Here is a 12,679-nt window from a genome sequence, read left to right as displayed (position 1 = left end):
TTCGTATTTTCTCACCATCTAGCAGTTGTACTTCGACCTTCCGCGTGAGAAAAATCTCCGTTCGCTATTGTAAAAGAGCCTTCCGCAGCAGCTAGAGTAAATAGCCCTTCCGCATGAGAGACCCGACCACTTGCTTCTGTTACAATTCCCTCTGCATGTGACACGAGTCCACTGGCGATAGTAGCCTGCCCTTCTGCGTGCGAGACTGCTCCACTGGCAACTGTACCCTGTCCTTCTGCATGCGAGGTAAATGAACTGGCTTGCGTGTTCAGACCTTCTGCATGGGAGGCCGTACCACTGGCTTCGGTATTATTTCCTTCCGTATGAGAACAAAATCCACTGGAACGGGTATTTTCTCCTTCAGCATGAGAAGCATCTCCATTCGCTTGAGTAAGCGTTCCTTCTGAGTGAGAGGCCGTACCATTTGCTACAGTTTGACTTCCCTCAGCATGGGAGCAGTCACCATTAGCAACCGAGCAACAACCTTCCGCATGAGAAAAATCTCCGTTTGCTTCTGTACCACATCCTTCAGCGTGGGAGCAATCACCATTTGCAGTCGTTCCACATCCTTCAGCGAATGAGCAATCACCATTCTGAACAGGGCTACCTTCAAAAGAGCATGTTCCAATACTGCCAGATACCTCACAAATGAGTGGTGGGGCAGTAGGTCCAGTGATGCCCGTAGGCCCGGTATTGCCAGTAGGTCCAGGTGGTCCAGTGGGACCTGTATCGCCAGTGGGTCCAGTAATGCCAGTCGGCCCAGTTGGAAACGTAAATGGTGGAATAGGTGGGAATGTGGGTCCAATTGAACTTGGGTCTAATGCAGCTCCACGTAAGCTTTCATGTGAATCAAATGGATTTCCTTTTGACATAATTCACCTCCAGTATATTAACTCTTTACTAATAGATGTGAATTGTGAATGTAATATGAAAATATAAGGTTAATAAAGCTTGTAGTATTATTGTAATAAAAAAATTTAATGAAAACGCTATTTGAATAGAAAGGAGAATGAGCTAAATGATTGAACAGGTTGAGATCGAAGGGTAGCTATCAATATTTGATATCGATGAAACCAAAAACAAGTTGTATGAAGTCTTGGAAGCTAATAGTTACCATTGCGAGATTAGAAGTTATTACTTACACAACGATTATATGGGAGAAGTTAAGTACTTCTACATTAGAACAACAGATGACGTGATTATCGATATGTGTCTAAGTGAGTTTCCTGAAGTATTTGCGGTATACGAGGGATTCACTGAAGGGCGCAAATCAAGAAGATACACAAAGGAAGATTACAGTAACAATGCTATTTAAAAAAAGAGAAGCCCTTAATTAGGTCGCTCCTCTTAATGCCAATATACAATAACTATTCCATTATAATGTATAAACGTAAAATATTTAACAATTAGCTATGTGGTAAAAATTTCATTTTGTGTTATTTTAAAACCAAAAAAGAGCACTAAATAAAGTGCTCTCGTGACGAGATTCATTTTGTAACGACTATTTTATAAAGAAATGAACACAAAATATTTTATGAAGTTATTTTCGATTAAGTGTGTATCTTTTATACAAAATTTTATTTTATAGGAAATGAAAAAGAGCATCATGTATAGATGCTCTTTGATCAAGAATTTCAAGAGAAAACATATAATGTGAGTTTGCTCATTATAAGGTATGCATGCAATTTTTTCTTGTGTCTTTCATATAAAAAAGAGCACATATTTATAGTGCTCTCAAGTTAGGAGGTAACTCTGTCTTTGAACAAAATGAGCTACGTTGTAGATATATGTAATAAATAGAATGATAAGAACAAAAAAATAGCTAGCAAAAGCTAGCTACTTAGCCCCAGGGAAGGGAGAGGAGCGATCAATTAGGTCTAAGTTTGGAATAAGGGTTTTAGATTTTAAGACCTAACCTAAATATAGTATGGATTTTATTTGAGTTATTATGCATATAACTGGTTCCTCTTAAAAGAATGATCAACAAAAAAACAGCTAGCAAAAGCTAACTTCTCCAATCTTAAAGGAATATTAAATGAAATGTCTTAGGAGTTTTTGTATTTACAGTATGTATCAATATTTAAATTATATTTAGTGTATTGAAAAAGAGGGTCTTCGAAAAGTAATTTTCTTGGAGTGAATAGTCGATTGTATTATTGAAGGCTTTAAGAAAGTTCATTGAAAATAGGTGAAAAAAGTAAACAAATTTCATATAAAATTGTTGAAATAAAAAAGAGCACCATTATATGGTACTCTTCTATGAATCAGTACACCATTCATATATTGTTAATGTTTGTGAGTCATGAACAATCAAATGGTTTGAAAAGTAAGGATTCAAAATAATACATGTAAGATGAGTATAAATTGTTACAAAAAATTAAAAATTAGTCAGCAAAAGCAAAATGATTAGCTCTCAATGGAAAATACAATGCATTATTAGAAACCCATGATACAAACAACTATGTTGTGAGGGTTAAACTTTTTGAAAAACTTCATTTGATATTACTCTAGAATGGAATTATTGAACTTATAAATTAATATGTTTTTTCGTTTATTGATAAAATAAATACGTTGATAGGAGTAATAACGTATTCCTTTAAAAATATGCGTTTTTATTAGTAAATTAATCTAAGCACTCGATAAATAGATGCGTATACTTATATTATGTGAGTTGTGAATGTAATTAAACTAAATTTTTCTAGTTTAATTATTAGTAACTCTACTTTTATTCTAAGAAAAATGAATATTTAAAAATATTCAACACCATTACAATTGAGTGTTTCTTAGTATAAGGGTATTCTCTCAAAATTATTAAATAAGGAGGAAATAAATGAAACATAATGATTGTTTTAATCATAATAACTGCAATCCGATTGTTTTTTCAGCAGATTGTTGTAAAAATCCACAGTCAGTTCCTATTACTAGCCAACAATTAAGTCAATTAATTACTTTACTAAATTCATTAATACCAGCTATTTCAGCATTTTTTGCAAATCCAAGTGATGCAAACAGAGTAGCGTTACTCAATTTATTTAATCAATTTTTAATTTTCTTAAATTCCTTACTATCTTCCCCAGAAGTTAATTTTTTGAAACAATTAACTCAAAGTATTATAGTTTTATTACAATCTCCAGCACCTAATTTAGGACAATTGTCAACATTATTGCAACAATTTTATAGTGCCCTTGCACAATTCTTCTTCGCTTTAGATCTTATCCCTGTATCCTGTGACTCAAATGTCGATCCTGCAACTTTACAACTTCTTTTTAGTTTATTAATTCAATTAATCAATGCTACTCCAGGGGCGACAGGTCCAACAGGTCCAACAGGCCCAACAGGTCCTGGAGGTGGAGTAACAGGCCCAACAGGTCCTGGAGGTGGCGCGACAGGCCCAACAGGAGCAACAGGTCCAACAGGCCTAACAGGTCCAACAGGTCCAACAGGTCTAACAGGTCTAACAGGTCCAACAGGTCTAACAGGTCTAACAGGTCTAACAGGTCCAACAGGAGCAACAGGTCCAACAGGTCCAACGGGTCCAACAGGAGCAACAGGTCCAACAGGTCCAACAGGCCTAACAGGAGCAACCGGAGCTGGAGCAGTTATTCCGTTTGCATCAGGTGGACCAGTAGCATTAGCAACTGTTTTAGGTGGATTAGCAAACACAGGAGCACTTCTTGGATTTGGAAGTTCATTCTTCCCTGTAATTGTCCCGCCTGGTGGTCCAATTACTATAGGTCCTGTACCTCCAGTATTTGATTTTGCATTTGTAGCCCCTCGCGCAGGTACAATTACTTCTTTAGCAGGGTTCTTTAGTGTAACTGTAGCGGTTGCTTTAGCATTAGGAAGCATACAAATTCAAATGCAATTGTACAGCGCGCCAGCAGCAAGTAATACTTTCACTCCAGTAGGTACACCGTTACTATTAACACCAGCATTTAGTGGTCTTATTGCTATCGGTAATACTTCAAGTGGTATTAGCGCACAAGCCATTGCGGTCGCTCCACAAGATAAGATATTACTTGTTGTTTCATCAACTACACCTGGTTTTGATATAGCTACTGCTATTACAGGCTTCGCAAGTGCAGGTATAACATTCGTATAATCACTTGTAAGTTTTGTAGTTGAAAATTTTGATATAAGAAAAGAGATTGTCAAAAAAGTATCCTCAGATTAACTTTTGAAGACAGTCTCTTTTCTTTAATTGTTTTTATACTTTATGTCTGGTGAAAATGATTAAATATACTATGAGAATGTAGTGTAATTGTGTTAAGTTAAATGGTCACTGCTAGTAAATTACATAGTAATAGGCATAAGAAAATGAAGGTTTCCAACCTATTTGGGATACAGAACTAATTTCATACACATACAAAGGCAGATATCTAAAATATTTTAAATTTTAGTCTTACATATGTAAGGATTGAGAAGTGGGAGGGTTATATATGAGTTACGGAAATATAGAGTTTTACGTATTCGGTTTCAAAATCAGCAGGAAAAAACAGAACTTGGAGTAGAATTATTGTTTCCTGAGCTAAAGCAAGTGGATAAACATGAGTTGAAATATAGACAGTTAAAACGAGCTTTTGAAGAAGCTCTTGATGAGGATGAACAAAGGATTCTTGAAATGAAGTATATGAGTATCAAAGAATTAAATGATGATTACATTTATACTATCCTTGGAATGAAACGAGGTAAGTTTTATAGAAAACGTAAATCAGGTATCATCAACTTTGCTACAGCGCTTGGCATGATTTAAAAAGTAATGGAATTTTAGGAGTACTGTTCGGGGCACTATTTAGGGCACTTAATCAGGTGCCTTTTTACTTTGGAATCGGCGGTACGACATTTCTACAGTTAATTGTTCTTTGAAAAAAGAATGCTGTGGGGATAGCGTAGCCCCTTTATCAAAACGTTACTTGGTCGGAATGGACGGAGAAAAAAGGAAGAAAAAGACGAAAAACTTAATTGAATTTATTTATCCAACCACGGTGCATGAGTGTCGTGGCTGGATATCAGGAAACTGTCCGGGTGCCAACAGGAAAAAGTGTTGGTTTTTCATATAAATCTTATAATTGAGAATTGGTTTAAATAACCAGTGCACCAACAGCAAAATGTGATTCATATATTTGCGCACATTTTGCTCACATTTTGTTCACGTACTATATAAAAAAGTATGAAAATCTATAAAAATAATTATTTCAATAAAATTTGTTCTAGATATTAAAAAGTGCCGAAACCCTTGTGGTTTTTATATTTTATCAAATAAACAACCCTAAAACTGCTCATTCTTCTCCCAAGATTCCACAATATAATGTGCAATCGTCGGATTGAATCCTTTCCCAACTAAAAACATAATCGCAGCAACTTCTGTTAAAGCATGTTTGTGTGATGTATGTTTTGCTTCATTTAAACCGTAATCTACCCAAGGTTTTACGAAATCTAGTACAGGTTTCTTTAAAGGTAAAAACTGTGTACCGACAACTTGTTGAATTTGTTGTTGTGTTGGTTCTGTAATTGGTCCAGGTGGTAAGATTTGCGGTTGTGTAATATCGAGTGTTGGTCCTGGTGGTAAAATTTGTGGTTGTGTCGGATCAATTGTTTGTGGTGCCGGTGGTGAAACACGTGCGTCATAGTTTGGTTGATACATTTGTGGCTGATATTGTGGTTGTTGAGGCTGAGTTGCGTATGGATTTTGTTGATATTGTTGTTCTTGATTTTGTGGTGCTACATATGGATTTTGCTGATATTGTTTTTCTTGATTTTGCGGTGCTGCATATGGATTTTGAGGATATTCATAATTTGGACGTGTGTCGAATGAGTTTTGTTGATAATTATCTTCTTGATTTTGCAGTGTTACGTATGGATTTTGTTGATAATTATCTTCTTGATTTTGCGGTGTTACGTATGGATTTTGTTGATATTGTTGTTCTTGATTTTGTGGTACTGCATATGGGTTTTGAGGATATTCATAATTTGGACGTGTGTCGAATGAGTTTTGTTGGTAATTAGCTTCTTGGTTTTGCTCGAATTGTTGTTCTTGTTCCTCATATTTTTCTTCATACCGTTGTTCTTGTTGCTGAGGGTAGAATGGTTGTTGTGGATAAGGCGGTTGATTATTATAGAACATATTTATTCCTCCTTCATGATGATGCCTACCACCCAGTGTATGGGCGGACAAGAAAATATGTGATGAAAAAATGCGGGCGTGTTACAATAAGTAACTGGGTGAAGATAAAATGACAAAACAAGAAAAGATTCAAAAAACAATTACTTTTGTAAAACATATTTTAGAAAAAGATGCGAGTGGGCATGATTGGTATCATATTGAACGCGTACATAAACTGGCGATTTCTTTATCCGAGCAAGAAGGGGGAAATCGTTTTATAATTGAAATGGCAGCATTACTTCACGATGTGGCAGATGAGAAGTTAAATGAAAGTGAAGAAGTAGGAATGAAAAAAGTTTCTGATTGGTTAGAAGAGTTACATGTGGAAGAAGAGGAAAGTAAACATGTTCTTCACATCATCGCCAACATGTCTTATAAGGGTGGTCATGGTGGCAAAGTGGAGTCACTTGAAGGGAAGGTTGTTCAAGATGCGGATCGCTTAGACGCTCTTGGAGCAATTGGAATAGCTCGCACATTTGCGTATGGTGGAGCGAAAGGGAGATTAATGTATGATCCAACTATTCCTCCGCGTGAAGTGATGACGAAAGATGAATATAGAAAAAATAACGATCCATCTTTAAATCATTTCTATGAAAAACTTTTAAAACTAAAAGACTTAATGAACACGAACGCAGCAAAACAAGAGGCTGAAGTTCGTCATCGTTATATGGAACAGTTTATTGAACAATTTATGAAAGAGTGGAATGCACAAATATGAAAATGTTAACTGTGGAAAACTTATCGAAATCATACGGAGAAAAACCGTTATTTGATGGATTATCATGTAGTATTACAGAAGGACAACGTGTCGGAATTATTGGTGTAAACGGTACTGGTAAATCGACATTATTAAAAATTATTGCAGGGTTAGAAACTCCTGATACAGGTGATATGACGCATTCACGTGGTTATACAATTAGTTATTTATCACAGCAGCCAGAGTTTGATGAAAAACTAACAGTATTAGAGCAAGTGTTCCATGGTGATACACCTTTAATTCGTCTTCTTCGTGATTATGAACAATCGTTATTAAATATCGAAAAAGATCCAAGTAATGAAAAAGTACAGGAACAATTATTTGCAGTGCAGCAACGTATGGATGCGATGAGTGCGTGGGAAGCAAATGCGAATGCAAAATCGTTATTAACGAAATTAGGAATTACTGATTTTACAGCAACTGTTGGAAACCTATCTGGTGGACAAAAAAAGCGTATTGCAATGGCGCAATGTTTTATTGAAACACCTGATTTATTAATTTTGGATGAGCCTACGAACCATCTTGACCATGAGACAGTTGAATGGTTGGAAGAATATTTAGCAAGATATACTGGTGCGGTATTACTTGTAACCCATGATCGTTATTTCTTAGATCGTGTGACAAACCGCATTTTTGAATTAGACAATGGTAAACTATATAGTTACGAAGGAAACTATAGTACATTTTTAGAAGCGAAAGCACTTCGTGAAGAACAAGAAATTGCGCAAGAATCAAAACGTCAAAACTTATATCGCCGCGAACTAGCATGGATCCGCCGCGGTGCAAAAGCTCGTTCGACAAAGCAAAAAGCACGTATTCAACGATTTGATGAGTTAAAAGGTCAAGAAGGACCAGCTGCAAAACAGTCAGTTGATATTGCGCTTAGCGGGAGTCGCCTTGGCAAAAAAGTACTTGAGTTAAAAGATGTAACGAAAAAATTCGGTGATAAAACGGTATTACACAACTTTAATCATATTGTGAAACCAGGAGATCGTATCGGAATCATTGGAGCGAATGGAAGCGGAAAATCATCTCTATTAAATATGCTTGCAGGCAAGTTAGCTCCTGATAGTGGTGAAGTTGAAGTAGGACAAACTGTAAAAGTTGCTTATTATACGCAAGAAAATGAAGAGATGAATTTAAATCAGCGTATGATTGAATACATTAAAGAGATTGCAGAAGTTATTCATACGACAGACGGAAAAGTAATTGGTGCATCTCAAATGCTAGAACGTTTCTTATTCCCGACGCACTCACATGGTACACCGCTTGGTAAACTATCTGGTGGTGAAAGAAGACGTTTATATTTATTACGTATTTTAATGGGAGAACCAAACGTACTATTACTTGATGAACCTACGAATGATCTAGATACACAAACATTAACAGTACTGGAAGATTATTTAGAAGATTTCCCAGGTGTCGTTTTAACTGTATCGCATGACCGTTACTTCTTAGATAAAGTAGTAGATGAATTGTTCATCTTTAGTGGCGGAGGCGAAGTGCGTGAATTCCTAGGTAGTTATACGGACTTTTTAGAAATGGAAAAGACGAAAGAACTTATTGAGAAGGCGGAAGTTCAAAAAGAGAAAAAAGTAGTAGAAGAAGCTCCGAAACAACAACGTAAACGTAAACTTTCATACAAAGAGCAGCGTGAATGGGAAACAATTGAAGATACAATTGCCGAACTAGAAGAGAAAATTGAGTCAATTGGGGAAGAACTTGCGAAAGTTGGATCTGACTTTACAAAGGCACAAGAATTATCTGAAGCACAGCAAAAAACAGAAGAAGAGCTAGAAAAAACGATGGAAAGATGGAGTGAACTATCAGACATCGTTGAAGGATTAAAATAAAAACAAGCTGCATATATTGAAAAGTAAAGAGAAAAACTTTACACTATTGGTAGAACCTATTTTAGGAGGGAAAAAATGAGAACATCTAATCCAATGTTGAAAAAAGAGGCATTCCGTAAAGAGGGAGCAAGCGCTTCTGCGATGACGATTGGCGGAACAGTAGGCAAAACGTTTATTATGCTTATCTTGCTACTTGCAACGTCTGTCTATTCATACATACAGATGATGCAGGGGACGATGAAGATGCCGGTATTAATTGGTGCTTTAATCGTTGCGGCAATCATCGCATTTGCGTCTATGTTCTTTCCGCGTATTTCACCTTTTGGTGCACCAATCTATGCGGCGGTAGAAGGGGTTGTATTAGGTAGTATTTCAGCGGTTTATACAATGAAATTTGGCGATTCTATCGTTTTAAATGCTGTATTACTAACAATCTCAATTCTATTTGCAATGTTAGTGTTATATGCAACGCGTGTAGTAAAGGTAACGGATAAATTCCGTACAGGCGTGATGGCAGCAACACTTGGAATTATGGTTATGTATTTAGTCGTATTTCTACTAAACATGTTTGGTGTAACGGTTCCGTACATTCACCAAGGCGGTACGATTGGTATTATTATTAGTGCAGTTGTTATCGTAGTTGCTGCATTAAACTTATTACTAGATTTCGATTTAATCGAAAATGGTGTACGTAGTCAAGCTCCGAAATATATGGAGTGGTACACTGCGATGGGACTAATGCTTACATTAGTTTGGTTATACTTAGAAATTCTTCGTTTCGTTTCTTACTTTACGAAAAATGACTAATAAAAAATCCTGCATGAAAAATGCAGGATTTTTTTATTTTCAAAGATAGAGTGAAATTTTAATCAGTGAGGCTTATACTGCCTGTTAATGCAGGGTAATTTCGTTAATGGTATAATATGGTTGTTGGTAACTCGAATTGAAGGGGGATGGAATATGATGAAAGAGAAGAAAGGGATTATGAAAAAACTATTTTCTAAAAGTTTTTTCATAGAACTAGAAGATGCTTTAACGTATCCATCATTAGAAGTTATTATTTCCGCTATCGAAAGGTATGCGGTTGAATGTCAGGAACAATTGAATTTTGAGAGTAAAGTTAAACCGATTACTTTTTACTTAGAAAATGTAATGTATCGTGTTGAGATAAAGATGGCTCGCGGTGGATATTACATTTCCTGTAGTGAAGTATAAATTTTGAAACCTTACATGTTTAATATATGTAAGGTTTCTTTTTTTCTTTTACAGCATATAAAATAATATTTTTCACTTTAAAATATATTATTTTACGCTTTTTACCCTTCATACATTTTTCTTTACAATGAAGAAAAATATGTGAGGTGGTATAACTTATGATGAATCGAGTTGTATTAATCGGTAGATTGACAAAGGAGCCAGAATTATACTACACAAAGCAAGGTGTTGCGTATGCACGAGTATGTGTTGCGGTGAATAGAGGTTTTCGAAATAGTTTAGGTGAGCAACAAGTAGATTTTATTAATTGTGTCGTTTGGAGAAAATCGGCTGAGAATGTAACTGAATATTGTACGAAGGGGTCTCTTGTTGGAATTACCGGGCGTATTCATACGAGTAATTACGAGGATGATCTGGGAAAGAGAACATATAGAACTGAAGTTGTGATTGAGAGCATTACATTTTTGGAGAGAAGGCGGGAGGGCGCATCACAATAAGATGGGACTTTAAACAATGGGTTTGGGGCAATTAGATTGAAAGATAAAGTATGATGATGGAAAGAAATCAGCAAAATAAAGCATCCGAGTAGGTTTAGAAAGGTGGAACATGTTACAATACACCTAAGAACACGCAATAAAGGAGAGTTTTTTACGTGAAGATTAAAGCAATTGAACCGACGCCAAGTCCAAATACAATGAAAGTTATTTTGAATGAAGTATTACCATCAGGAGCGCGTAATAATTATACAAATGAAAATAAAGAACAAGCACCAATGCAAGTGCAAGAAATTTTGAAAATTGAAGGCATTAAAGGTGTATATCATGTAGCCGACTTTTTAGCAGTAGAGCGAAATGCAAAGTATGACTGGAAAGTTTTATTACAACAAGTTCGTGCTGTTTTCGGTGAAGAAGTAGTAGAAGAAAGTGAAGAACAACAACTTGCTCATTTTGGGGAAGTGAAAGTGTTTGTTCAAATGTTCTTTACAATTCCAATGCAAGTAAAGTTAACAGATGGAACATCGGAAGAACGTGTTGGCTTACCAGATCGTTTTAAAGAATCAATTATGAAAGTACAAATGTCTGCACCAAACGTTGTGAAAGAGCGCAAATGGGTAGAACAAAGTACACGTTACGGTAATTTTGAAGAAATCGGGAAAGAAGTAGTAGAAGAGATTGTTGCTGCTTATTCAGAAGAACGTGTAAATGAAACAGTTAAAGAATTATTAAACCAGGCAGGTGCTGTTGAAGTAACGATTCAAAAGCGTGAGCCATATAAAGTAACAGTAGAGGTGATGAAAGATGCTGACTGGAAAAATCGTTTTGCAGCATTAGAGCAAATGGATCCTACTGAAGAAGATATTCCAGTGTTGAAGATGGCGTTAGATGATGAAAAAGTTTCGATTCGCCGTTTAGCAACAGCGTATTTAGGTATGGTAAAAGGTGATGGAGTATTGCCGTTATTATATAAAGCGTTATTAGATCGTTCAGTAAGTGTTCGCCGTACAGCGGGCGATTGCTTATCAGACGTAGGTGATCCAGCAGCAATGTTCGTCATGATTAAATCTCTGAAAGATTCAAGTAAATTAGTACGCTGGCGTGCAGCGATGTTCTTATTTGAACTTGGAGATGAAAGTGCGATTCCGGCATTAAAAGCAGCGCAAGATGATCCAGAGTTTGAAGTAGCTATGCAAGCGCGTCTAGCATTAGAGCGTATTGAAGGCGGAGAAGAAGCAAAAGGTTCTGTATGGAAACAAATGACGGAGTCTCGTAAAGGAGAATAATGTATGATTGTTTTCTATGATAGTTGGTGCCCGATGTGTACGGCGGTTGCAGAACGTACGAAAAAATTAGATAAAAAGGGTAAGATGAAATTTGTTTCATTTCGAGATGAAGATGTAGTTGAGAAGTATGAACTCTCTCAAGAACTACAAAGCAAGATGGAACAAAGATTGTATATTTTAAAAAATAATAAGTGGTATGACGGGATTCATAGCATACATGTATTAGCAAAGGCTGTTCCATCTTATTGGTTTGCCGTGCCTTTTATAAAACTATCTATTGTACTTGGATTTGGAAGTAAAGTATACGATTATATCGCTAACAATAGAAAACTTGTCCCAGTTGGACATTGCCGTGAAGGGGTTTGTGAAATCCCTACAAAAAAATGAAATCATTGTAATCTTTCTTTTGCACCTAGTAATAGAGCGTGATATGATGAATTTGGAATGAAAGTTGAAGGAGAGATTACAAGATGTCAAATGCTTATGAAGAATACATGCGTCAAATGGTAATCCCAATGCGTCAAGAATTAGTGCGTTCTGGGTTTGAAGAGTTAACTACAGAAGAAGCTGTAACAGAATTTATGGAAAACACGGCAGGTACAACTTTAGTAGTTGTAAACTCTGTTTGTGGTTGTGCAGCTGGTTTAGCACGTCCATCAGCAGGTCAAGCAGTTGTTCGTGCTGAAAAACAACCTGATCATCTTGTAACTGTATTTGCAGGCCAAGATAAAGATGCTACTGCAAAAATGCGTGAATACTTCGGAGAAATTCCTCCATCTTCACCATCTATGGCATTATTAAAAGGAAAAGAAGTTGTTCACTTCATTCACCGTCATGAAATTGAAGGTGCAACTATGGACGAAATTATTACGAACTTAGAACAAGCTTTCGAAAAGAATTGCTAAAGAAGG

At 36.2% G+C, this 12,679-nt stretch carries 12 protein-coding genes and 1 pseudogene; 11 read left to right on the top strand and 2 right to left on the bottom strand.

Translation table 11 applies throughout. The features are described 5' to 3' along the window. Positions 1-11: 11 nt before the first annotated feature. Positions 12-872, bottom strand: coding sequence for an exosporium leader peptide-containing protein (locus tag QCI46_RS17130; protein ID WP_353840967.1), 861 nt, complete (start codon positions 870-872; stop codon positions 12-14). A 182-nt stretch (positions 873-1,054) separates the two neighbouring features. Between QCI46_RS17130 and QCI46_RS17125 the strand changes: the two are divergent. The 3 genes and pseudogenes from QCI46_RS17125 (at position 1,055) to QCI46_RS17115 (ending at position 4,753) form a co-directional block, all read left to right on the top strand. Next, a pseudogene (locus QCI46_RS17125) lies at positions 1,055-1,302 on the top strand (hypothetical protein). 1,528 nt (positions 1,303-2,830) lie between these two features. Then, positions 2,831-4,102: an exosporium glycoprotein BclB-related protein gene (locus tag QCI46_RS17120; RefSeq protein ID WP_353840966.1), complete on the top strand. Its 1,272-nt coding sequence runs from the start codon at positions 2,831-2,833 to the stop codon at positions 4,100-4,102. A gap of 315 nt (positions 4,103-4,417) precedes the next feature. After that, complete coding sequence (locus QCI46_RS17115) at positions 4,418-4,753, top strand: ArpU family phage packaging/lysis transcriptional regulator (RefSeq protein ID WP_098095968.1); 336 nt, start codon at positions 4,418-4,420, stop codon at positions 4,751-4,753. 516 nt (positions 4,754-5,269) lie between these two features. Here QCI46_RS17115 and QCI46_RS17110 read toward each other — a convergent pair. Then, positions 5,270-6,124: a hypothetical protein gene (locus tag QCI46_RS17110; RefSeq protein ID WP_353840965.1), complete on the bottom strand. Its 855-nt coding sequence runs from the start codon at positions 6,122-6,124 to the stop codon at positions 5,270-5,272. Between the two features lie 109 nt (positions 6,125-6,233). Between QCI46_RS17110 and QCI46_RS17105 the strand changes: the two genes are divergently transcribed. The 8 genes from QCI46_RS17105 to QCI46_RS17070 all read left to right on the top strand — a co-directional run bounded on the left by QCI46_RS17105 (position 6,234) and on the right by QCI46_RS17070 (position 12,673). Next, complete coding sequence (locus QCI46_RS17105; RefSeq protein ID WP_327960123.1) at positions 6,234-6,881, top strand: HD domain-containing protein; 648 nt, start codon at positions 6,234-6,236, stop codon at positions 6,879-6,881. Continuing rightward, the gene (locus QCI46_RS17100) at positions 6,878-8,773 is read left to right on the top strand and encodes an ABC-F family ATP-binding cassette domain-containing protein (protein ID WP_087982620.1); all 1,896 of its coding nucleotides are present in this window, start codon (positions 6,878-6,880) and stop codon (positions 8,771-8,773) included. Before QCI46_RS17105 ends, QCI46_RS17100 begins: the two co-directional genes overlap by 4 nt. Before the next feature lie 75 nt (positions 8,774-8,848). Further along, positions 8,849-9,580: a Bax inhibitor-1/YccA family protein gene (locus QCI46_RS17095; protein WP_001260655.1), complete on the top strand. Its 732-nt coding sequence runs from the start codon at positions 8,849-8,851 to the stop codon at positions 9,578-9,580. A 153-nt stretch (positions 9,581-9,733) separates the two neighbouring features. After that, positions 9,734-9,988 (top strand): DUF4318 domain-containing protein, encoded by a 255-nt coding sequence (locus QCI46_RS17090; protein WP_353840964.1) that lies wholly within the window; start codon positions 9,734-9,736, stop codon positions 9,986-9,988. 158 nt (positions 9,989-10,146) lie between these two features. Continuing rightward, the gene (locus QCI46_RS17085; protein ID WP_172553032.1) at positions 10,147-10,485 is read left to right on the top strand and encodes a single-stranded DNA-binding protein; all 339 of its coding nucleotides are present in this window, start codon (positions 10,147-10,149) and stop codon (positions 10,483-10,485) included. A gap of 155 nt (positions 10,486-10,640) precedes the next feature. Then, on the top strand, positions 10,641-11,768 hold the full coding sequence (locus QCI46_RS17080) for a conserved virulence factor C family protein (protein WP_353840963.1): 1,128 nt from the start codon (positions 10,641-10,643) through the stop codon (positions 11,766-11,768). Between the two features lie 3 nt (positions 11,769-11,771). Then, the gene (locus tag QCI46_RS17075) at positions 11,772-12,155 is read left to right on the top strand and encodes a thiol-disulfide oxidoreductase DCC family protein (RefSeq protein WP_000634876.1); all 384 of its coding nucleotides are present in this window, start codon (positions 11,772-11,774) and stop codon (positions 12,153-12,155) included. A gap of 83 nt (positions 12,156-12,238) precedes the next feature. Beyond that, positions 12,239-12,673 (top strand): BrxA/BrxB family bacilliredoxin, encoded by a 435-nt coding sequence (locus tag QCI46_RS17070; protein WP_000063705.1) that lies wholly within the window; start codon positions 12,239-12,241, stop codon positions 12,671-12,673. The last annotated feature ends 6 nt before the right edge of the window (positions 12,674-12,679 follow it).

This window comes from Bacillus cereus group sp. RP32 (genome assembly GCF_040459735.1).
GTDB lineage: Bacteria > Bacillota > Bacilli > Bacillales > Bacillaceae_G > Bacillus_A > Bacillus_A wiedmannii.
The sequence above is the reverse complement of the archived record's forward strand: the minus strand, read 5'-3'. Positions and strand labels throughout refer to the sequence as shown.